19 protein-coding genes and 1 pseudogene are annotated in these 20,980 nt (G+C 47.9%); 16 read left to right on the top strand and 4 right to left on the bottom strand.

Annotated features, from left to right (window positions below; genetic code table 11):
• Nucleotides 1-16: 16 nt before the first annotated feature.
• Nucleotides 17-823, bottom strand: coding sequence for an alpha/beta fold hydrolase (locus tag AC6ESP_RS25645; protein ID WP_497099576.1), 807 nt, complete (start codon nt 821-823; stop codon nt 17-19).
• A gap of 297 nt (nt 824-1,120) precedes the next feature.
• Here AC6ESP_RS25645 and AC6ESP_RS25640 point away from each other — a divergent pair, with 297 nt between their 5' ends.
• The 7 genes from AC6ESP_RS25640 (at nt 1,121) to AC6ESP_RS25610 (ending at nt 10,049) form a co-directional block, all read left to right on the top strand.
• A complete protein-coding gene (locus tag AC6ESP_RS25640) occupies nt 1,121-3,409 on the top strand; it encodes a helix-turn-helix domain-containing protein (RefSeq protein WP_497099575.1) in 2,289 nt (762 codons plus the stop codon).
• 312 nt (nt 3,410-3,721) lie between these two features.
• On the top strand, nt 3,722-4,618 hold the full coding sequence (locus AC6ESP_RS25635) for an ABC transporter permease (RefSeq protein WP_497099618.1): 897 nt from the start codon (nt 3,722-3,724) through the stop codon (nt 4,616-4,618).
• A 14-nt stretch (nt 4,619-4,632) separates the two neighbouring features.
• On the top strand, nt 4,633-5,532 hold the full coding sequence (locus tag AC6ESP_RS25630; protein ID WP_497099574.1) for a carbohydrate ABC transporter permease: 900 nt from the start codon (nt 4,633-4,635) through the stop codon (nt 5,530-5,532).
• 47 nt (nt 5,533-5,579) lie between these two features.
• The gene (locus tag AC6ESP_RS25625) at nt 5,580-7,235 is read left to right on the top strand and encodes a type 2 periplasmic-binding domain-containing protein (RefSeq protein ID WP_497099573.1); all 1,656 of its coding nucleotides are present in this window, start codon (nt 5,580-5,582) and stop codon (nt 7,233-7,235) included.
• Nucleotides 7,236-7,450: 215 nt separating this feature from the next.
• On the top strand, nt 7,451-8,458 hold the full coding sequence (locus AC6ESP_RS25620; protein WP_497099572.1) for an ABC transporter substrate-binding protein: 1,008 nt from the start codon (nt 7,451-7,453) through the stop codon (nt 8,456-8,458).
• Between the two features lie 65 nt (nt 8,459-8,523).
• Nucleotides 8,524-9,276, top strand: coding sequence for an ABC transporter permease (locus AC6ESP_RS25615; protein WP_497099571.1), 753 nt, complete (start codon nt 8,524-8,526; stop codon nt 9,274-9,276).
• On the top strand, nt 9,243-10,049 hold the full coding sequence (locus AC6ESP_RS25610) for an ABC transporter ATP-binding protein (protein ID WP_497099570.1): 807 nt from the start codon (nt 9,243-9,245) through the stop codon (nt 10,047-10,049). The genes AC6ESP_RS25615 and AC6ESP_RS25610 overlap by 34 nt, the downstream gene beginning before the upstream one ends.
• Nucleotides 10,050-10,075: 26 nt before the next feature.
• Here the strand turns inward: AC6ESP_RS25610 and AC6ESP_RS25605 are convergent, their stop codons facing one another.
• Nucleotides 10,076-10,765, bottom strand: coding sequence for a haloacid dehalogenase-like hydrolase (locus AC6ESP_RS25605; RefSeq protein WP_497099569.1), 690 nt, complete (start codon nt 10,763-10,765; stop codon nt 10,076-10,078).
• A 160-nt stretch (nt 10,766-10,925) separates the two neighbouring features.
• On the opposite strand from AC6ESP_RS25605, the gene AC6ESP_RS25600 reads away from it, so the two are divergent.
• The 4 genes from AC6ESP_RS25600 to AC6ESP_RS25585 all read left to right on the top strand — a co-directional run bounded on the left by AC6ESP_RS25600 (nt 10,926) and on the right by AC6ESP_RS25585 (nt 14,818).
• Complete coding sequence (locus tag AC6ESP_RS25600) at nt 10,926-11,867, top strand: ABC transporter substrate-binding protein (protein WP_497099568.1); 942 nt, start codon at nt 10,926-10,928, stop codon at nt 11,865-11,867.
• Complete coding sequence (locus tag AC6ESP_RS25595) at nt 11,842-13,002, top strand: phosphotransferase enzyme family protein (protein WP_497099567.1); 1,161 nt, start codon at nt 11,842-11,844, stop codon at nt 13,000-13,002. The genes AC6ESP_RS25600 and AC6ESP_RS25595 overlap by 26 nt, the downstream gene beginning before the upstream one ends.
• A 132-nt stretch (nt 13,003-13,134) precedes the next feature.
• The gene (locus tag AC6ESP_RS25590) at nt 13,135-14,001 is read left to right on the top strand and encodes a MerR family transcriptional regulator (protein ID WP_497099566.1); all 867 of its coding nucleotides are present in this window, start codon (nt 13,135-13,137) and stop codon (nt 13,999-14,001) included.
• Nucleotides 13,976-14,818 (top strand): sulfurtransferase, encoded by an 843-nt coding sequence (locus AC6ESP_RS25585; protein WP_497099565.1) that lies wholly within the window; start codon nt 13,976-13,978, stop codon nt 14,816-14,818. The genes AC6ESP_RS25590 and AC6ESP_RS25585 overlap by 26 nt, the downstream gene beginning before the upstream one ends.
• Nucleotides 14,819-14,930: 112 nt before the next feature.
• Here the strand turns inward: AC6ESP_RS25585 and AC6ESP_RS25580 are convergent.
• A pseudogene (locus AC6ESP_RS25580) lies at nt 14,931-15,352 on the bottom strand (accessory Sec system translocase SecA2); the annotation flags it as partial.
• Between the two features lie 192 nt (nt 15,353-15,544).
• Here AC6ESP_RS25580 and AC6ESP_RS25575 point away from each other — a divergent pair.
• The 5 genes from AC6ESP_RS25575 to AC6ESP_RS25555 all read left to right on the top strand — a co-directional run bounded on the left by AC6ESP_RS25575 (nt 15,545) and on the right by AC6ESP_RS25555 (nt 19,430).
• Nucleotides 15,545-16,849, top strand: coding sequence for an ABC transporter substrate-binding protein (locus AC6ESP_RS25575; protein ID WP_497099564.1), 1,305 nt, complete (start codon nt 15,545-15,547; stop codon nt 16,847-16,849).
• A 103-nt stretch (nt 16,850-16,952) separates the two neighbouring features.
• Nucleotides 16,953-17,186, top strand: coding sequence for a helix-turn-helix domain-containing protein (locus tag AC6ESP_RS25570; protein ID WP_497099563.1), 234 nt, complete (start codon nt 16,953-16,955; stop codon nt 17,184-17,186).
• Between the two features lie 199 nt (nt 17,187-17,385).
• On the top strand, nt 17,386-18,000 hold the full coding sequence (locus AC6ESP_RS25565; RefSeq protein ID WP_497099562.1) for a hypothetical protein: 615 nt from the start codon (nt 17,386-17,388) through the stop codon (nt 17,998-18,000).
• Between the two features lie 96 nt (nt 18,001-18,096).
• Nucleotides 18,097-18,861: a YheC/YheD family protein gene (locus tag AC6ESP_RS25560; RefSeq protein WP_497099561.1), complete on the top strand. Its 765-nt coding sequence runs from the start codon at nt 18,097-18,099 to the stop codon at nt 18,859-18,861.
• A 266-nt stretch (nt 18,862-19,127) separates the two neighbouring features.
• Entirely contained in the window at nt 19,128-19,430 is a 303-nt protein-coding gene (locus AC6ESP_RS25555; RefSeq protein WP_497099560.1) for a C40 family peptidase, read from the top strand.
• 108 nt (nt 19,431-19,538) lie between these two features.
• Here the strand turns inward: AC6ESP_RS25555 and AC6ESP_RS25550 are convergent, their stop codons facing one another.
• Entirely contained in the window at nt 19,539-20,510 is a 972-nt protein-coding gene (locus AC6ESP_RS25550; RefSeq protein WP_497099559.1) for an alpha/beta fold hydrolase, read from the bottom strand.
• Nucleotides 20,511-20,980 lie beyond the last annotated feature (470 nt).

The following is a 20,980-nucleotide window of genomic DNA, read 5'->3' as shown; positions in this document are numbered from 1 at the left end:
TGCCTTTCTATGCGTTCTAATTCGCGATTAAGTATTGTTTGATCAGCCGCGTCGTTTCCTCAGGATGGCTTAGGTGAGGATAATGACCGGTCGCTTTCATATGCTCTAGCGTGCTGTTCTTCAGATGTGCGTGCAAATAATCACCGACTTCAATCGGTGCTATGCTGTCATCCGAGCATTGAAGAATAAGCGTTGGAACTGATGCAAGCTCAAGCTGGCTGCGGCAATCGGAGAAGAAGGTCACTTCTGCAAATTGCCTAGCGATATGAGGATCTCTAGAACAGAAGGTCTGCTCCAGCTCCTCAGATAATTCCATCCGGTCGTGATTCTGCATAACGATGGGCGCAAGATAGCTGGCCCAGCCGATGAAGTTCATCTGCATCATATGCAGCAGCTCTTCGATATCCTGCCTATCGAACCCGCCGTAATAGTCAGGAAGATCATTGACATAGCAGGGGGAAGGTCCGAGCATGATCATCTTCTCGAAGTAGTCGGAACGCTCAATGGACGCAAGCATGCCAATCATGCTGCTGACGGAATGTCCTACGAATATGGTATTACTCAGTTCAAGCGAATCCATCACATCCATGACATCCTGCGCATACCCCTGTAAGCTATTATATTTATCTGAATCATAGAAGCCGAGCTGAGATTTGCCCGAGCCTACGTAATCAAATAGGACGATGCGATAGCTGTCCTCGAAGTTCGGAACGATATAACGCCACATGTCCTGATCACAGCCGAAGCCGTGAGCGAACACAATCGTCTTGTCGCCGTTGCCGAGCACTTTTACATTGTTGCGTTCTAAGTAATCTACAGTCATTGGAATGCTCCTCTCGAAAGGCAAGCATGAATTTATTTATATGTATTATATCGGATTAGAGAGGTTTTGAGTAAAGATTTAGAAGAATCGCAGCGGCAGTTTGACCTAAGGGGATTAATCTATATCTAGCATTTATGACTAAAATTTCTTTTAAAATAGAGCTCTTACAGGTAGAATATCTTGTAAGATCGTTTGTCCGGGCAATAAGAGAGCTGATTGCTTGACTATTTATGTAAGCGCTTTTTTTGTATTAAGCGGATCAAGCCTGCACCTTACCTATGGAGAGGGAGAGAAGCCATGAAACGATTCCCAATGATTCTGCAGCTGGCATTAATTCTGTTCTGCGTCATGGCTATTCCATTGGCGATCCTGACATGGTATAGCGGCGGGCAGATTCTTCACAATTCAGAGAGCGCCATCGCGGAATCCTCATTAGCGGGTCTGAATGCGAACCGTAAGCTCAATGAAAATGCGCTGAACAACCTCGCTCAGGATGCTGTGAGGCTTACGGCAACTAACATTTTCGATCGTATTCGTGCTTTTGAGACCTTAGATGAGCTTAATAGTGATTACAGCAATGTGAGCAAAGCGCAAGAAATACTGCTGGAGCTGCTCAATTTGAATCATAGAGTGAATGGTGTGTATTCCTCTTATTTCTATTTAGAGGGCTCGGATTATGTGATATCAACCGATAAAGGCATTACGATGCTAGGCAGATATGAAGCGTTAGATTGGACAGAGGAAGCATTTGTTGGCAGAAGAGGAATCAGCGGTGTATGGTATCCGCGCAGGCTGGACTCGGGGGTGAGCGTTGTGTCGTATGTGCTGCCGCTTAACAGCTTGTTGACTACGACGCGCGGGTTTCTAGTCGTCAACCTGCGCGAAAGCCAGATTGGGGAGTACCTTCAGTCTTCAGAGCCAGGTAAGCATCATTATCTCCTTATGGGCTCGGATGGCACAATTATCTCACATAAGGACAAGAGCCTGCTGCTGACAGATGGGAGACAGCAGCCCTATATACAAGAAATACTGGATAATGACTCGAAGGAGGGCTATACGTTTCATGAGACGGAAGGAGAGCGGCTAATCTACACATGGTCCCGCTCACCGATGTTCGGGTGGTGGAGTGTCAATATCTATTCAATGGACGAATTAATGACGAAGACCCACTCCTTGCAGAGCAACATTATTGTTCTTACGGTCATTATTATCGCTGCAGGAACTGTGCTGACCGTCTTTCTCGCGACCTGGCTGTCCAAGCCGCTGCGGGAGCTGGTTCGGTTGGTCCGCGCACGCAGTAAGAATCTGGTCGTAGGGAATAAGAATGAGCTGGTTTTCCTCGATGCGGCATTCCGGCGAATGCAGGATGAGGAGGAAGGACTATACAAGCTGCTCGAGGAGCGGGAACAGGATGCACGGAGTCTAGCGATCCACAACTTGCTGCGGGGGGAAGTCACGAAGCAGATCGAAGAGTTGTTTCCTAACGCTTATTATTATGTTGCCATTGTGTCGATCGATCAATATAGGCAGTATGTGAGCAAGACCAATCCGGAGACCCGTAATTACCATCGCTATCTGCTTATTGCACAATGCGAGAGCTTATTTCCGGAGGGAATTCACGCACGGAGCGTCTATCATGGCGAGGGCTGCTTCGCCATCGTGATCAATTATGGGCCATTCGAGCTCGAGAGTCAGTTGGAAGGAATTAATCAGACGCTTGCCACGATCAGGGATGCAGCGATGGAGCTGCTCGGCCATTCCGTAACCATTGGGGTTAGCAGCCAGGAGACGGATAGAGCGATGATCGCCGATCGGATCGTCGAAGCGATGGAGGTCATCAAGCATCGAATGATTGAAGGCAGCGGCGGTATTACCTATTGGAAGCAAGAGGTCGATCAGAGCAAAAAATATATTTATCCAACGAACAGCGAGCGGCGAATTCTTAACTTTCTGGATAGTGGGGATCAGGGAAGCATTATGAAAGAGCTGGCGTATATTAGGGGCGAGATCAAGTCAGTCGAATACATCTCCTACGATAATATCTTGTTCATCTATACGCAGCTAGTTGGTGTTACAATCAAGCATCTAAGAGAAAATAATATTAGCACCTCGCGGTTCTTCGCTAGACGTGGCAATATCTATTCTGCTATTGCTTCCTTCGATACGTTAGACGAGCTGGAGGAATATCTGCAAGGCTTCTTCGCTGAGATTATTCCATATATGGCTCGCAATTCTGTTGAGGTTAACTATGGCGAGCGAATCATTCGTTACCTGGAAGAGAATTTCAGCGAGGAGATTGTGTTCGTAGAGATGGCGAAGGAAATCGGCATCAGCTATTCCTATATGCGCAAGATTGTGTATGAGCTGTCGGGCAAAAGCCTGATCGACTATACCAATCAGCTGCGAATCGAGAATGCGAAGCAGCTGCTGCTGCAGTCCAAGCTCAGCATCGCTCAGATCGCCTCTGAGGTTGGCTACTGCAATGTTCAGAGCTTCAACCGTTTTTTCCGTAAGTATGAGGGCATGCCGCCTAGCAGCTATAAGGCTTTGAAGCACGAGAGAGTATCAGAATCAGAATTGATATAACGATATGGAGCTGATCTTCGGGTCCCAAGGGACTATCGGAGGCTGCTCCATTTTTGCTTATACTAATCAGAATTGATCATTTAAGCCTCAAATCAAGTGTTATGACTGGGAAAAAATCAAAAATGAATGCTCGAATCAATAGTCATGATTTACGATTCAGGTGTGGGAGGGATATGATGCTGACATAACCCCGCCAACGTCTGAACGAACAGTCGACCGTGGAAGCCCTATTGTGTAGGAGGTGAAAGTGTGAAAATTGAAAGCGCTTCACTAGAGCATAAGTTGAATTTGAAGAAGCAGGGTAAGCGGAGAATGTCACATTATTTTCGGCGGGATTGGCAGTTGTATTTGTTGCTTCTAATTCCATTCTCCTTCGTTGCTGTTTTCAAATACGCGCCGATGTCGGGGCTCGTACTTGCCTTTAAGGATTATAAGATCGCCAGGGGGTTCTGGGGCAGCGACTGGGTAGGATTTCAGGTATTCCAAGAGATATTCGACAAGCCTGACTTCATACGCGCTGTACGCAACACAGTAATGCTCAACAGTCTTGACCTCATATTTAGCTTCACCATGCCTATTGTGCTCGCGCTGTTACTCAATGAGATCAAAAGTGTCAGATTCAAACGTATTAATCAAACGCTGCTGTATCTGCCACACTTCCTATCCTGGATCATTATTGGTGCGATCGCCTACCAGCTGCTCGGACTAGGGAGTGGTGCAGTCAACAATCTCTTCGAATTATTGGGGTTTAATCGTGTCCCGTTCCTTCAGGAGGATACCCATTGGCTGTTCAGTTATCTCGCAATTGGGGTCTGGCAAAGTATGGGCTGGGGTACAATTATTTACCTAGCCTCAATTAGCAGCATTAACCCTGAGATGTACGAGGCTGCTATCGTCGATGGCGCAGGGCGGTGGAGGAAGGTATGGAACGTCACGCTGCCATCCATCCGCGTCACGATTGTAACCTTGCTGATCATGAATCTGGGCAAGGTGATGGAGGGCTCTTTCGAGCGGATTTTTGCCCTGCAGAATAAAGCTACGACGGAATTCACCACGACGATCCCGGTACTGATCTATCGATGGGGGATCGAGAGCGGCAACTTCAGCCGGGCGACGGCGCTCGGGCTGTTCCAGTCGCTCATCGGGCTTGCGCTGGTCGTACTGGCTGATCGTATTGCCAAAAAGCTCGGTGAAGAAGGACTGCTATAGAAAGGAGGCGAACCATGAGAACATCCAATGGCACTCTTGCCATGTATCGCAAAAGGCGCTTTGACATCTGGGATGTGCTGATCCGCCTCTGTCTGATCATCTCCTCGCTGGCCTGCGTGCTGCCTTTTGTTCATGTTGTATCGAAATCCCTTAGTAATGATGCTTATGTGATCGCGAATAAGGTATTTCTCTGGCCGCAAGGCTTCACCTTCGGGGCGTACAAGAAGATTTTTCAAGATGATAGCATTATCCGGTCGTTATATGTATCCATTACCGTGACGGTGCTGTTCACCATTCTGGGCATGATCATTACGATTTGCGCGGCATACCCATTGTCACGTCCGCAGCTCAAGGGCCGCACGGCGTTGACCGTTATCTTTATGTTCACCCTGTACTTCAGTGGAGGAATCATTCCTGAATACATGCTGATCAATAATCTAGGTTTATTAGACAGCATGTGGTCGATTATTCTGCCTCCGGCGTTCAGTGCGTTCAATCTGTTGATTATGAAGACTGCCCTCTCTAGCAGCATTCCGGTCAGCTTGGAGGAATCAGCGCGGATCGATGGCGCGGGGCACTTCCGAATACTATTGAATATCGTGCTCCCGCTGTCCAAACCGATTATGGCAACCTTGGCGCTCTTCTACGCGGTCGGACGATGGAACACGTACCAAGATGCTCTATTCTATATTAAGCAGAATGTAGATATGCGGCCTTTGCAGCTGAAGCTGTATTACCTGGTCATTCAGGCGAGCGAGAGCTTCCAGCTCGAGGCGACGCAAGTGCAGCTGAGCAATCCAGAGGTGCTCAAAGCCTCGTGTGTGGTATTCGCAACGCTGCCGATTCTATGTATTTATCCATTTATTCAAAAGTATTTTGTTCAGGGAGTTATGCTAGGAGCTGTCAAAGAGTAACACGGAGTCAGGTCGAATCAACAATAACAATAATGGGGGAATAAGGGATGAGCAAAAAGAAAGTCTTTTCATCATTGTTAATGACTTTTGTTATGGGGGCCAGTCTTCTTGCAGGCTGCTCGAATAACAATAACGGCAATTCCAATGCTGTGGAGAATACGCCGGCGGCTACCAATGCCGCAACCAATGCTCCAAGCGCTGAGGGTGACTATGCGGATTACTCCAAAGGCTTCTCCGAAAAGGTTAACCTCGAGATCCCGGTCTATGAACGTGCATTCGAAGGCTGGAATGTTACCGACAACTACTATACGCGCTGGATTCAGAAGGAATTCGGGGACAAATACAACGTGAACGTTAAGTTTGTACCGATTACTCGCAGCAGTGAAGTGACGGATTTCGAGCAGCTGCTGGCTTCCCACAAGGCTCCAGACATCCTCTTCCATTACGATATGCCGCAAGCGCTGGCCTACTATAGCGAGGACGTTATGCAGACGCTGGACTATGATGAAATCGCTTACTATGCGCCTACCTACTGGAAGAACATGAGTGAGACGATTGATCAGTACGGCAAGGTAGACGGCAACAATGTCTTCTTCTTCGCTGCTCGTCCGACTGTAGATAACTACACGACGCTCATTCGTAAAGACTGGGTTGAGAAGGTTGGCATGAAGGTAGAGGATCTGACTTCCCTTGAGAAGTATAACGAGATGCTGGTGAAATGGAAGGAAGCTGGACTTGGAGCAGGTGCTGGCAGCCTATTGCAGAACAACTACAATTATAGCTACGCATTCCGCGACTGGCCAATCGATGCCAAGGATCGCGCGCTCTATTCCGATCTCGGCGTAGCGGATCTGACGACTCCGGCAAGCGAACGCTACTTGCGCAACTTGAACTATCAGTATAATAACGGTCTGATTGATAAGGAATTCTATCTGCGTAATGATGAAGGTAAAGTCAAAGCGGAGTTCGTTGCGGGCAAGACGGGGACCTATGGCGTGTATCTCGCTAGCAATACGGATGTAATCGATGCAACCCTTCAGAACAATCCAGACGCACAGTTCGCTGTGCTTCCTCCGACAGCCGGAACTCCTGAGGGGAGCAAACCGCAAGGACGCGCTTACTGGCCTTTCGGCTTCATCATGGGCATCAACTATGAATCTACTGAAATGGAACGTGCAGCAGTCTGGATGTACCTCGAGTGGATGAGTCAGCCGGATAACCTGTTCTTCTTGCAGAATGGGGTGGAAGGTCAGAACTATACACTTGATGCCGAAGGCATCGCTGTGAAGAACGCTGATTTCAAAGGTGAATCCGTTCAATCCCAGAACAACAACAAGGACTACTGGGCGCTTGTTATCGAGAGCCCGCAATATGCTGATCCTGCTGTAACCCGCAAGGCTTACCTTCGTACATGGGCGCCTGCAGGCTATGAATACCTGGCGGAAGATCTGTTGAAGTATTATGAGCAAGTTGCGGAATATCGCACGCCTGACGCTATGTTCAGCGTTGTGCTTGAGAAGGTGAGTGAGTATAAGGCTGATCTGAACTCTCTCTTCCAAGAGCTGTATGTGAAGGTTGTTCTCGCGCCGGCAGACCAGTTCGATGCGACGTATGAGGCGGCTAAGAAAACCTATCTCGAATCTGGCTATCAAGAGATTCTGGATGAGAAGCAAGCAGCAATTGACGCAGGCAAATTCAGCTAATGGCTGACTAACTAGCTTAGGAGTAGCTATAGAATAGAGAAGCCGGGAGTCTCAACTGAGACTCTCGGCTTTTCTATTGCTAGGGACAGGAAACGCATGGCATAAAAGAAATTACTTGACCCTCCACTAAACTGGAGGGTTATTATTTTTATAACATTGTAATGTTATCGGAATTAAAGGAATAATAAGCTGACTATATTTTGGAGGGGAACAAGATGAGGATGAAAAAAGCTTTAGCTGTACTTTTGCTTGGAGGAATGGCTGTGATTGCTATATCGGGCTGCGGCAGTAATAAGGGAAATGAGTCTGGAGAAGCGGGCAAGACAGCAGTTAGCGTCATTCTGGATTGGACGCCTAATACGAACCATACGGGACTTTACGTAGCTCTGGAGAATGGCTATTACGCAGCGGAAGGACTCGATGTCTCGATTGTTCAGCCATCCGAAGGAACGACAGCAACACTGATAGCTGCGGGAAAAGGGGATTTCGGAGTCAGCTATCAAGAGGATGTCACTTATGCTCTGACAAGCAGTGATCCGCTGCCTATTAAGGCGGTTGCCACTCTTCTGCAGCATAATACTTCGGGCTTCGCTGCGCCCAAGAGCAAAAATATTGAGAGTGTCAAAGACTTCGAGAACAAGGTGTATGGAGGCTGGAGCTCTCCTTCGGAGGAGGCTGTGCTTCAATCGGTTATGGAGAAGAATGGAGCGGATTATAGCAAGCTGCAGCTTGTTGACATTGGAGCAGATGATTTCTTTGCGGCAACGGAGAAGAATATCGACTTTGCTTGGATTTTTGAAGGGTGGACAGGAATTGAGGCGAAGAATAGAGGCGTTGAGCTGAGCTTTATTCCAGCACGGGATTTGGACCCTGCCCTTGATTACTATACGCCAATATTAATAACGGGCAACAAGACGATTACAGACAGTCCTGAAAAAGTGCGCAAATTCCTGAAGGCAACGGAGCAAGGCTACCGCTATGCTATTGAGCATCCGGAGGAGAGCGCTGATATTTTGCTGAAGCACGCATCGGAAATTGATCGCAATCTAGCGATTGAAAGCCAGAAATATATGGCCTCACAATATATCGCTGACTCTCCGACATGGGGACAGATGAAGGATGAGGTATGGGATGGTTATACCGAATTCCTGAAGGCTAGGGGACTGATTGAGAAGAAGCTGCTAGCGAAGGACGCTTATACGAATGAATTTTTACCGCAATAAGAAGGGGCGATCTCCAGTATGAGCTGCAGAATTAGAAACTTTCTATTATGAAGGGGGACGCAACCATGGTCAAAAAAGCAAATTTCTCTCAAAGGGTATATCCCCTCCTTACGATCGCAGCGGCCATTCTATTATGGCAAGCTATTGTAACGCTTGCTTCTGTGCCTGCTTATATATTGCCGTCCCCGCTCGCAACGGTTCAAGCATTAATAGGTGACTTTGGCACGATCGCCGGGCATGTTCGCGTTACTTTGTATGAGTCCGTCATCGGCTTTGCATTATCGGTTGCACTGGCATTCGTGCTTAGTGTATTGATGGATAGCTTCGCGCTATTGAAAAATTGCGTGTACCCGATTCTGATCGTCTCCCAGACCATTCCTACTATAGCGATTACGCCGCTGCTTATTATTTGGTTTGGGTTTGGACTATTGCCCAAGGTGCTGATCATTGTCATGGTGTGCTTTTTCCCGATATGCATCAGTCTAGTTGACGGCTTCGATAAGGTTGATCGGGACTACAAAAACCTGTTCCAATCGTTTAAGGCGACCAAGCTTCAGACCTTTGTCCATTTGAAGCTGCCTTACGCGCTTGTCAACTTCTTCTCTGGTCTCAAGATTGCAGCAACCTACATGCTTATGGCAGCAATTATTGGCGAATGGCAGGGTGGCTCTAAGGGAATCGGAGTATATATGGTTCGGACTAAGAACGCCTATGCACTGGACAAAGTTTTTGCTTCCATTCTCGTTATTGTTCTATTAAGTGTATTCATTATTTATCTCATTAATTGGCTAAGCCGAAGGGTGATCCATTGGAAATAACAGAGAGGAGCATTGCTATGCAAGGATTGCAGGTCAAGGCGCGGAGTGAATACAGCAGGGAAGAGATAAGAATTGAACTGGATCAGGTTAGCAAGTTTTATGGCTCCAAGGAGGTATTAAGCCAAGTCTCTCTACATGTCCGCAAGGGGGAGTTCGTATCGATACTGGGGCCAAGCGGCTCTGGCAAAAGCACGATCTTTAATATCATTACCGGACTGACCCCAGCAGATCAAGGCTCTGTACATGTCAATGGTGAAATCGGCTATATGCAGCAGCGCGATCTGCTGCTACCTTGGAAATCCGTCATAGACAATATTGTGCTGCCGCTGCGGCTGAAGGGTATGGACAAGAAGCAGGCACGCGCCCGGGCAGATGAGCTTATTCAGAGAGTGGGACTAGGCGGCTATGAGGACAGCTATCCCAGTCAGCTCTCCGGCGGAATGAAACAGCGGGCCAGCTTTCTAAGGACCTTTCTATCATCTGGGGAAATCATGCTGCTGGATGAGCCTTTTGGCGCTTTGGATTCGATGACCAAAAGCAGCATGCAAGCCTGGCTGCTAGAGGTGCAGCATGCTTTTGGCGCAACGATTCTATTTATTACCCACGATATTGAGGAAGCGGTTTTACTGTCTGATCGCATCTATGTTCTTTCCTCTAGGCCCGGCGTAGTGAAGCAAGAGCTGCCTGTTAATTTTGGCTGTGAGAATAAGCATGAGCGATTGCTGGACCCGAAGCTGCTTCTACTGAAGAGCGAAATCAAGGAGCTGCTGTAGCGGTAAACCCGACAGATGGGATCGAATCATAGCCACTCTGCTAGTTTCTTTTTTAATAGAGGGATATCCCAGCTGGGGCCATTGAAGTACAGGGGCTGCGCTCCTTCTCTCAAGGGGAGAGGGTTGCTGCCTGCAATAATAGGAAGCTGGCTGCTATTAAGCAATGGAATATCCGCAGTGGCGTCTCCCATGCTGAGCAGATGAATGGCATCTGGAGCTCGGAAAAGCGGATCATTCAGCACTCTTTGTTTCTCAAGTCCATAATTGCAGGCTGCATTGCCAGTGAGCAGATGATCTCGCTCCTCTAGATCAAACGCATAGATGCTATGGAGGTTGAAACGATCGGTGTAAGCCTTCAGCACCTCAAGCGGAGCGCCGCTGACAAGGTGCACTTGGATATGGCAGGAGCGCAGTAGATCGAATAGAGAGTAAGCATCCTTGAAAATAGCTTCTTCGGTGAACGGCACATAGGCAGCCACGCATTGTCTGTAATCGTCAGCCCGGCAGCCTGCCAGTTCCATGGCGTAGGCGTTGCAGGTTAGCTCCGTATAGGCCTCGTAAGTAATGATTCCTAACTTATAGTTGTTCTTCAAATGCTCAAATCTACGAATTAGACCGGCAGTGACAAGACCTTCAGTCAGCAAATGCTCAGCCAGCCCATAGATGGTATAGCCGCGATGAATCGTATTGTCCCAATCGATTAAAGCGTAATGCACGATAATACCTCCTGGTTATAAGCGTCTAGGCCATTGTCTCATAAAAGCTAAGGAATAGCTTGACCCTCCAGTAAAGTAGAGGGTTATGATTTTTTATAGCACGGTAAGCAGATCAGAATGAAGGATTATAGATGGGATTGAAAAGGGAGGCTACGTCAAGATGATTCATCTGAAGGTTATGCTGGAATATTTCTATCCATGGACGAATTCAGCAGGTTTTTATTATGCACGGGAGCAGGGCTGGTATCGTGAGGCTGGCTTTGACGTTGAACTGGCGGTACATGACCCGGGCCGAGGAGATACGCTGGCTTATTTGGCCAGAGGGGAAGCGGACTTCGGCGTGTTTCCGAGCAATCGATTGCTTGTCCAAAGAGAGCGTCAGCCCGTCGTCACTGGTGTAGCTGCTATTAATCATCAAGGAATGGAGACGATTCAGACGATCAAGAGCACCGGAATCCGGCGCCCTGCCGATTTGAGCGGTAAGCGGATTGCCATGAACCCGACACCGAGAGGACTTGCTATGGTACGTCATCTTGTACGTCAGGATGGCGGAGATCCCGATACTGTTGAGATTGTGGATAGCGGCACAAGGGAATGGACACCGGATGATATCGCCTCCGGCGCGGCAGATGCCACCTTCGGAAGCTATTGGGCATGGGAGGTTCTAATGAACACAGCAGTTCCGGAGGAAGAGAGGATAGTATGGCGAGTAGACGCCATTGGAGCCCCGCCCTACCATAGCTACCTGTTGGGAGCAAGGGAGGAGTGGGCTGCCAACCATGCGGAAGCGGTGCAAGCTTTTCTCGCCGCTACAGAGAAGGGCTACCTCGCTGTAGCGGCCAATCCTCATCTAGCAGTGCCGCTGTATGAGCGTGTAATTCCCTATTTCCCTACTGAGCTATTATCCCGTTCATTGCCGCTAATAGCAGATACATGGCTTCATGAGGGAGCTTGGGGCAGGCAGCGTCAAGAGCTTATCGAGCCATATGCGGCTTGGCTTGCAGATCATGGTATCCTCTCCGACAGAGACAGCTGGAGATCAGCCTATACCAATGCTTACCTAGGAGGGGGAAACCATGAACAAGCAAGCCGGAACGGCTAGCGTTCAGGCTCACGGAATGGGGACTGAGCTTGTTCGTCCTGATTGGGCGCCCATAACGCTGGGTGAAGTGAATGAATTGTTCAGCCGCTATCAGGGCCTCGGCCCTGCACTTACACTCCAGTGGCATAGTCCCCGGCCATTCTCCAGCGCAACAATCGTAGAGACAGAGGCTGGGCAATTGTTCGTCAAGCGTCATCACCGCACCGTAAGGGATGTGGAAGGCCTTCATGAGGAGCATCGCTTCATTCATCATCTGAGCAGCTGCGGCATCCCCGTTAGCCGAATTGTAGCGAGCACTAATGGAGCAACCGCCTATGCCATTGAGGAATGGACCTATGAGGTTCACCATATGGCTAGAGGAGTGGATATGTACCGGGATGCTGTATCATGGAGCCCGTTCCTGAATGAGGCTCACGCTTATGCAGCTGGAGAGGCGCTGGCACGGCTGCATCTTGCATCAGAGAGCTTCGAGGAGCCTGCAAGAGCCGTTCGCCCGCTTGTATCCAGCTTCTCAATCTTGGCATCCTCGGACCCAAGTGCTGAGCTTGCAAGCTATGTCTATAAGCGCCCTGCATTATCTGATTATTTGAAGCAGCGCACCTTGCAGCTGGACTTTAATCGTATCCTGCTGCCGTTGTATGACAGGCTTGCACCTTTGTTAGGAGAGCTGCGGCCGATCTGGACGCATAACGACTGGCATGCATCCAATCTGCTGTGGAGTGAGGAGGAGGGAGGCTGCAGGGTGGAGACCGTGCTGGACTTCGGCCTTGCCGACCGCACTAATGCCGTATACGATCTGGCGACAGCTATAGAGCGTAACGCTATCGATTGGCTTGCGATGGGCGAGAGCAGTGGGAGCGGCATCGTATCCTACAGTCATATGCAAGCGATTCTGGATGGCTATGAATCGATTCGCCCGTTAAGTGCCAGAGAGGCAGAGGCTCTAATCGCTATTCTTCCTGTGGCTCACGCTGAATTCGCCTTATCAGAAATTGATTATTTTGCAGGAATTGTCCGATCAATTGCCAATGCAGACCTGGCGTACGACACTTATTTGTTGGGTCATGCCCAGTGGTTCTTGGATGCGCCCGGGCGCGAGCTGCTCGCCTGGCTAGAGAGAAGATACAGCATATAAGGTGTATCGGATTACAAGTATGGCGGTTTGCATGCTCTATTCATAGTAAATTCATTGGAATTATATGATATATTCTGATAGAATGCAGTTAATGAGGCTGTGGTACAGCCGTGGTGAAAAGGGGGAGCGTGCGTGGAATGGCATACTATTGGGGAAGTATCGAAGCTGTGTAACATTCCAGTGCGTACGCTTCGATACTACGACGATATTGGTCTGGTGAAGCCAGACCGCATTTCTGAAGAGACCAATTATCGTTATTATTCAACAGAGGGAATACGGACAATCCCGCTTATTAAATATTACAAGCAGCTCGGCTTTAAGCTCGATGACATTAGAAAAATGCTGGAGCGTCAAAATCTTGACGTGCTGGAAGATTATATGGCGAAGGAATTAATGATTGTGGAGCATCAAATAGCGGAGCTGCAGAAGAAGCATTTTGCAATAAAGGAATGGCAGTCGCTTCTTCAGCAAGGCGAATCCATGATTGCAGGGCATCGTGGCGATGGGGAGATCCGAGTAATTGACTTCCCGCGCTATCGTACCATCAAATATCGGTATGAGCTTAACCGGAATCAAAAGCAGGATATTGAAGTGATCTACAGCAATCTGCTGGTTGAGCTGTGCAATCGCTACAATGTTTTTGCTTATGGGCCTTTTATGCTTTTTTTCGAGCGCATTAGTGAGCGCGTCAATCATACCTTCACGGAAGCGATATGCTATACGGCGGTTATCGAGGACGGGGCAAGTGACGCCTTGACGGCAGATATAGGTGGTATTCAGGCCTTAAGCATCGTTCATAGAGGGAATTATGACAGCATAGGTGATACGTATCGCGAGGTGGAGGAATGGGCGAGGCGGGAAGGGCTTGCGCTTCAGGGAACCACATACGAGCGATATATTATAGACCCTTGGAGCACTAAAGACAGCAACAATTACATGACGGAACTCATTCTTCCATTGGGAGGCAGTGGCTATGACCCATCTGATATCAACGTCTGAGGCGTTCAGCAAGCTAGGGAGCCAGAATATTGTATTTGCAGATGTTCGTTTTGTGCTAGGGCAGCCTGAGGAGGGATATCGCGCCTACTTGGAGAGTCATGTGCCGGGCGCGGTTTTTTTTGACCTGAACAAGGATTTATCTGGACCGAAGCAATCGCATGGAGGCGGTCATCCGCTTCCAGACATGAGTTGGCTGGAGCAGATATGGGGCGAGGCGGGCATTGATGCCCATACCGAAGTGATCGTGTATGACGATCAAGGAGGCAGTATCGCTGCGCGGCTGTGGTGGATGCTGCATTATGCGGGGCATAAGCGAGTTAAGCTTATGACGGGAGGCTTCTCCGCTTGGAGAGACGCCGGGTACCCTGTCACCAGTGAGCTGCCGGTACCAGTGACGAAGTCTTTTGTTGCTGTTCCAGATAGCAGCCTTATCGCGGATATGGAAGATACGAAGGCTGGACTGGGAAGGCCTGATCGAGTGTTGATTGATGCAAGGATCGCTCAGCGTTATACGGGCGAGGACACGAGCAAATATGCGAAGGCGGGCCATATTCCGGGAGCTGTCAACTATTACTGGGAGGAAGGCTCGCCACAAGGTTACTTCCTTGATGGAGCACAGCAGCGGGAGCGGTTCAGCGCCATTCCACTGGATCAAGAAATTATTGTATATTGCGGAGCTGGTGTAACAGCTTGTCCCAATGTGCTGGCTTTGACAGAGGCAGGCTACACCAAGGTGAGGCTTTATGTTGGAAGTTGGAGTGATTGGGTCTCGTATAGTGAGAATCCGGTTGCGGTGGGGGACGAAGAGAAGACTTAATCGGCAAAAAAGCCGCCAAAGCTATGGCGGCGATGATCGATTTACTATTCTGATTTTAATATCAAGAACCCCAAACGGACAGGGTGGCAAATAAGTAGCTAGCTACACTTCATCAAAATTTTGACCATCTGAATACCGGTCTCAAAATCCTGCGCATCCAATAAGCGATTATCGTCCCTGAGTTCCATGAACCGGGATTCTGCAAATATTGTTGGTATTGATCGTTGATGATATAAGTCCAAGTGGAGGTAGGGTTCTTCAGCCCGAGCTTTTCCCACATCGCCGGATCATTCGAACTCCGAGCTTTACGAGCATATTCGCCGACTCTCTATTTATTTTAGCCGGAATTTGCTCGTATGCCTCGATGATTTGCGCAAGAAATTCGTCGATTGGATTGCGGTGAACAAGGCTTGTCAAATGGATGCCTTCGCGAATGTAAGAAACGTATGCCAGATGATCAGCCCAGAATTTGTCGAGATAATATAGCCGTACCCGCTGCTCCGAAGGGCTTATCGGCGTCTCTCCTTTCAAAAGAAGTAAGGAATGGTGAATACATCGCTGCAAGGCCAAGTGTCTTGGGCGGTGTTTTTTTTATACTGTGAATTAATCTCATGCTACGAAAAAGCAGTTCAGAGCAATCCGTGACAGATGTGTACTAATTTCTCGTTTTTTTGGCATGCTAGGATAGGCAAGTGCTTGTTATAAAAATGACTAAGGGGAGTACATATGAAGAAACTTGTTGTTCTGCTAATGCTGGCAGCATTACTTATGACGGCGTGCACAAGCACCAATAATAACATGGATGAAAATGGCGGCGACACAGCAGGGAATGAAGGGGGAGCAACCGAGGTAACCGTGTGGGCTTGGGACCCGAAGTTCAATATTAGAGCGCTCAACATCGCCAAGGAGCTCTATGCGCCGGATCATCCCGATACCACGGTCAACATTGTAGAGAATGCACAGGCGGATATCATCCAAAAGCTGAACGCTACGCTTAGCTCGGGTACGACGAAGGGGCTGCCGAACGTTGCCTTGATTGAGGATTACCGAGCGCAATCCTTCCTCCAAGCGTATCCGGATATGTTCTACGATCTGTCGAGCGTTATCAAGGCTGCGGACTTTGCCGAATATAAGATCGGACCTACGAGCTGGAATGGCAAGAACTATGGCATTCCGTTCGACTCTGGGGTTACTGGACTGTTCGTCAGAACGGATTACCTGGAGCAGGCGGGTTATAAGCTGGAGGATTTGAACAATATCGATTGGAAGCAATATATTGAGATTGGCAAGAAGGTGAAGGCAGCAACAGGCAAGGATATGCTGTCGCTTGACCCTAATGATCTGGCGATTATCCGGGTTATGATTCAGACAGCGGGCTCATGGTACTTAACAGAGGACGGCACGAAGCCGAACCTCGCCGGCAATGCAGCGTTGAAGGAAGCCTTCGAGCTGTATAAGCAGATGATGGAAGCGAACATCGTCAAGCCGAATTCCGACTGGAGCGAGTATGTGGGAACCTTCAACAGCGGCGAGGTGGCTTCTGTACCGACTGGCAACTGGATCAGCGCCTCCATCAAGGCCGAAGCCTCACAATCCGGCAACTGGGCTGTTGCGCCCATTCCTAAGCTGCGAGATCAGCCGAATGCCGTTAATGCATCTAATCTGGGTGGAAGCTCATGGTATGTGCTAAATATACCGGGCAAGGAGCAGGCAGCAGATTTCATGGCTTCAACGTTCGGGTCGAATACGGAGCTTTATCAGAAGCTGGTAACTGAGGTCGGGGCGATCGGTACCTTGAAGGCAGCGGCCGAAGGCGAGGCTTATCGAGCAGCTGACTCCTTCTATGGAGGGCAAACAACGCTTGAGGACTTTGCCAAATGGACGGAGCAAATACCACGAGTGAATTATGGCGCACATACGTATGCGATTGAAGATATTCTAGTCGTTGAGATGCAGAATTTCTTGAAGGGCAAAGCGATCGATGATGTGCTGAAGGATGCTCAAGCACAAGCGGAGTCGCAAATAAAATAACGGATGAATGACAGAGGCCTGGGGTTGCGCGCGAATGCCATTACGGATTGCGAATGCGCGACCGAGGCTTTTTACAGTTTTAATAATAGAGGGGGACTACATCATGAAATTCGATCTGGGATGCTGCTTGTTGCATGAACGGTTAGTGCAATATGGAATGACTATTGAAGAATTAGCCCAAGCCCTGCATTATAAACGTGAGCGAATATCTGATTATATCGACAATAAGAGAGTGATGCCCTTGAAGGTTGCGATTTCGATAGCAGATACGATTGGATGTACCGTAAAAGATCTGTATGAATGGATTGCAATAGAGCCATCGTCAGAAAAGTCATAAGCACGAACCGGGTCAAGTTGTTATTTTACGAATGATATTATTGAAAAACTCCCAGACTTGAACACACCAAGCAATGCAAATTTCAATATATATTTAACTGCGGGAACTCCATATTATATAGGTATGTGGGATGCAAACAATAACATTAACTATTATGTGCTTTGGTGTTATTAAAATCGATGGATGGAGGATATGTAAAATGAAGAATCCTAAAAGGTTTTTGGTTGTATCACTATCATTGACTCTTGTATTGACTTTTTCAGCAATAGTGTTTGCAAATGAAAATAATACAGTATTGCCCTGGATGCATAAGGCTGACGCAGAGATTGATGAGATGATTCAGCAAAAACAATCTTCACAGAAGGTGGAAGTATCTTCAGAGCAAGAAGGGGGTAATTACTCCTATTATTACGAAAAAGCATTTACGCCAGATCAAGTAGCTGCGATTGACAAGCTTAAAGCGGACAAAAGTCTGGGTCTAGGGGAATGGAAAAGGGAGTCGTTAAAGATTATTGGTGAGCTACCAGAAGAAGTCGGGCGTCTTACTCTTGAATCCGCTGCGAATGTAATATCGAAGAAGAATAATGAATCAGATATTATTAATGAATTCGACAAAATAGCGGGGGCACCAGATTGGGAAGGAGGGAGTGGCGTTCATAGAGTTATTTATTTTCTTGATGAACAGCATAAAGAAGCAATATATGTCCTCTCGGGTAATGTAATGCACGTGATTAATGAAAAGGACGGTAGTGAGACTGTAAAGTCACTCACTGGAACAACGGATCTAGAACCAAGACCAACAATAGAACCTTAGACTGGATCACCTATAGATTTAATTACTAGCAATGCCGCTAGACAAGAGCACAAACAGGCTATAAAAGCCCCTCATATGCTATAACAACGAGGGGAGTTGGAGCATATCAGTTACCGAAGTACGACGATTAAGAGCAAATGGATCAAGACGAAGTGGCTGCTTGGCCATGCACAATCGCGAGCTTATATTCCGAAAACACGGCTGTTCAACAGAAGCAATCTGAGCCTCATGCTGTCGCAGTATTCAACCGTCTTTTTCAAGCCGACGGGTGGGACGGGCGGCTTCCATATTGTGCGTATTAAGAAGCTGAGTGATGGCTATCAAACTCAGCACAATTCGGTTAAGAAGCATTATTACACACTCGAAGGTCTATATAAGCATTTGAAGAATCGTGCCAAGGGACGCTCTTATTTGCTGCAGAAGGGCATCAAGCTCGCTGCTGCGAAGGGCAGGCCATTCGATATTCGTGTCATGGTGCAGAAGACAGATCATGGCGTCTGGAAGAGCACGGCATTGTTCACCAAAATAGGAAAGCCCGGTAAGGTCGCGACTAACTATCATCAAGGCGGGCAGCTCGGATATTTCAAATCAACGATGTCCAGAGCAGGGTTCGGTTCAGCCACTATTGAACGAAAAGAAGACGAATTGAAGAGGCTTGGTAAATCGGTGGGGCGAATATTCGACAAGCATAGCAGAGGCTTCCGCGAGCTGGGACTCGATGTTGCCTTGGATGCAGCTGGGCACACTTGGATTCTAGAGGTGAATACAAGACCGCAGTTCTATCCGCTGAAGCACCTTAATGACGACAGCATGTATCGCCGTATTATGTCCTACGCTAAGAAGTATGGAAGGCATAGATAATAACTTCTATATATAGAAAGGGCTTCTGCGAGCAAATGCTGGCGGAAGCCCTTTTGTTTGTTATGAACCACAGTAGAATCATCACCTATTTGAGCTTGCTGAATATGGTGAAATGGAGTGAAAATCAACTCATTTAGAGGAGGATAGTCCGTTCATATATGGGAAGACCGATATCTATATTAAACTTAACTCTGCCGTTAAAGATCATTAACTACACCAAACGTTTTGTCGGAGGATCCTATAGAAGATATCCTCGATCAAGAGGAATGGATTGTTCCTCCTTCACCCAAATGATCTTTGCTCAATACGGTATGAAGCTGTATCGTACAGCCATAGAACAGTCAGAGCAAGGCGTTACAGTCGCCAGAGCTAATCTGCGAGTCGGTGATCTGTTATTCTTTGATGTACCTGACAGGTATCCCGTCAGAAGCATTGTAGGGCATGTAGCGATCTATATTGGAGATAACAAAATGATACACTGCATTCCGCAATCGAAGATTGTGGTAACGAGTATCCATAAACCGCATTGGAGGAAGGGCTATCTCTTTGCAAAAAGAATCATAAAATAGAACTTAGAAAGAGAAGAGGCGACAATCTGCAGCGCACAAGGTATATCGGTTGCTAAAGGGCTTCTGCCAGCACTTGCTGGTAGAAGCCCTTTTAATAGCAGGGAAGACTTATTCAGTATGGCTTATCAGCTTAAGAAGCTCTGTTACTACAATGCTGGGCTGATAGCTGTGAATGTAATGGGAGCTGTCCTCCACGATTATTTGCTTGCCGGATACGGACCATTCTGACAACGCTTCTTGGCTGTTCATCCAGGCTTGGTCTTCGTCAAGCTTGCCGAAATAGTCTGCGGTCATGACGGTTATAGGGATATTAAGCGGTTTGCCATTGTTCATAACAATCTCGGCATTCTCATTGCTTTGGCGCAATTCATCGGTCAAATTTCGGTTTCCGGTCTTGAGAAGTGTCGCTTGGCGGTTCAATTGCTTGAGCTTCTCGGGCAGCAGCTTATCTCCGTTGCTCTGGTCGGCAACCCATTCGGGGAAGCCGTTCATGTGGTAAAGGGCCCGCAGGATTCCTGTCGTCCGTAATGTTCGGTATGTCCATGGGATTAGGAGCAGCTCGGAGCTTGAATAATAGTATTCGGGGCTGCCGCCATCTATCAGCAGAATGCCCTTCACTTCTTCGGGAAATCGCTGGGCATATCGGATGACCTCCAATGCACCGAGCGAGTGGCCGGCGAATATAAAGGGAGGTTTCTGCCCAGACACTCGAAGCAGCTCATGAATTTCGTCGGTAATGGTATCGATATCACGTTGTCTAGTCGTGGTATCACTGAAGCCATAGCCGAATCGGTCATAGACCGCAAGCTTCGCATGGGGTTTAAGCTCCTCATACAAAGGATAGAAATCAGCATAAGGATTAGCCGTTCCCCACCCTGAAGCGAATACGACCGTAGTATCTCCTTGCCCTTCCGTATAGAGATGCATGTTGCTGCCCATCACATTATATAGCTTCCCGACAGACTGGTAGTTTTTTTTATCCTGTGTGCTGCCGTACCATTGATAGACGGCTCCGATGCCTGCAAGAACCATAACAATAAGGAGTAGACGAAAAAAGATGATGCGAGTGCGCCTCCACATGTGTTCCAATCCTTCCATAAAAGGGTTTAGCGTGCTTTACCATTTTACAGGGAAATAGTGGTCGATATAACCTGCTTGGGAAGGGGGAGAGCCCCGCCTTTGGTCCGGTTGCTTATAGGATGGAAGATGATTCATTTTTCTTTTGATGATGTCCAGCATCGCCCCTGAGGTTTGTGGAACCTTGCTCCAGCTCGTGATAAGCCCTCATATGTTGCGCAAACCTGTGCCATAAATCCTGTTATTTTGCAGCTCTATATTGCACCTAACCCACCGTACACTAGGCATATAAACTTTACAGACTGTATTTCCTGCAGCCTTTTTATAGTTTATCGACAGTAGCTTTCTGCACACTGTACTTATGCAGCTAGAATAAAAAGTGGACACTCGTTAAGTGTATGAGGATAATGACAATAACGAGAAGGGGTGTCCTGTATGGAGAAACAACCACGTAATCAATATACAGAAGAGTT

The organism is Paenibacillus xinjiangensis (assembly GCF_059686975.1).
The sequence above is the reverse complement of the archived record's forward strand: the minus strand, read 5'-3'. Positions and strand labels throughout refer to the sequence as shown.

Excerpts from the sequence above, each read along its gene's own strand:
- AC6ESP_RS25645 (WP_497099576.1), bottom strand. The coding sequence starts at position 823 with ATGACTGTAGATTACTTAGAACGCAACAATGTAAAAGTGCTCGGCAAC.
- AC6ESP_RS25640 (WP_497099575.1), top strand. The coding sequence starts at position 1,121 with ATGAAACGATTCCCAATGATTCTGCAGCTGGCATTAATTCTGTTCTGC.
- AC6ESP_RS25635 (WP_497099618.1), top strand. The coding sequence starts at position 3,722 with ATGTCACATTATTTTCGGCGGGATTGGCAGTTGTATTTGTTGCTTCTA.
- AC6ESP_RS25630 (WP_497099574.1), top strand. The coding sequence starts at position 4,633 with ATGAGAACATCCAATGGCACTCTTGCCATGTATCGCAAAAGGCGCTTT.
- AC6ESP_RS25625 (WP_497099573.1), top strand. The coding sequence starts at position 5,580 with ATGAGCAAAAAGAAAGTCTTTTCATCATTGTTAATGACTTTTGTTATG.
- AC6ESP_RS25620 (WP_497099572.1), top strand. The coding sequence starts at position 7,451 with ATGAGGATGAAAAAAGCTTTAGCTGTACTTTTGCTTGGAGGAATGGCT.
- AC6ESP_RS25615 (WP_497099571.1), top strand. The coding sequence starts at position 8,524 with ATGGTCAAAAAAGCAAATTTCTCTCAAAGGGTATATCCCCTCCTTACG.
- AC6ESP_RS25600 (WP_497099568.1), top strand. The coding sequence starts at position 10,926 with ATGATTCATCTGAAGGTTATGCTGGAATATTTCTATCCATGGACGAAT.
- AC6ESP_RS25595 (WP_497099567.1), top strand. The coding sequence starts at position 11,842 with ATGAACAAGCAAGCCGGAACGGCTAGCGTTCAGGCTCACGGAATGGGG.
- AC6ESP_RS25585 (WP_497099565.1), top strand. The coding sequence starts at position 13,976 with ATGACCCATCTGATATCAACGTCTGAGGCGTTCAGCAAGCTAGGGAGC.
- AC6ESP_RS25575 (WP_497099564.1), top strand. The coding sequence starts at position 15,545 with ATGAAGAAACTTGTTGTTCTGCTAATGCTGGCAGCATTACTTATGACG.
- AC6ESP_RS25570 (WP_497099563.1), top strand. The coding sequence starts at position 16,953 with ATGAAATTCGATCTGGGATGCTGCTTGTTGCATGAACGGTTAGTGCAA.
- AC6ESP_RS25565 (WP_497099562.1), top strand. The coding sequence starts at position 17,386 with ATGAAGAATCCTAAAAGGTTTTTGGTTGTATCACTATCATTGACTCTT.
- AC6ESP_RS25555 (WP_497099560.1), top strand. The coding sequence starts at position 19,128 with ATGGATTGTTCCTCCTTCACCCAAATGATCTTTGCTCAATACGGTATG.
- AC6ESP_RS25550 (WP_497099559.1), bottom strand. The coding sequence starts at position 20,510 with ATGTGGAGGCGCACTCGCATCATCTTTTTTCGTCTACTCCTTATTGTT.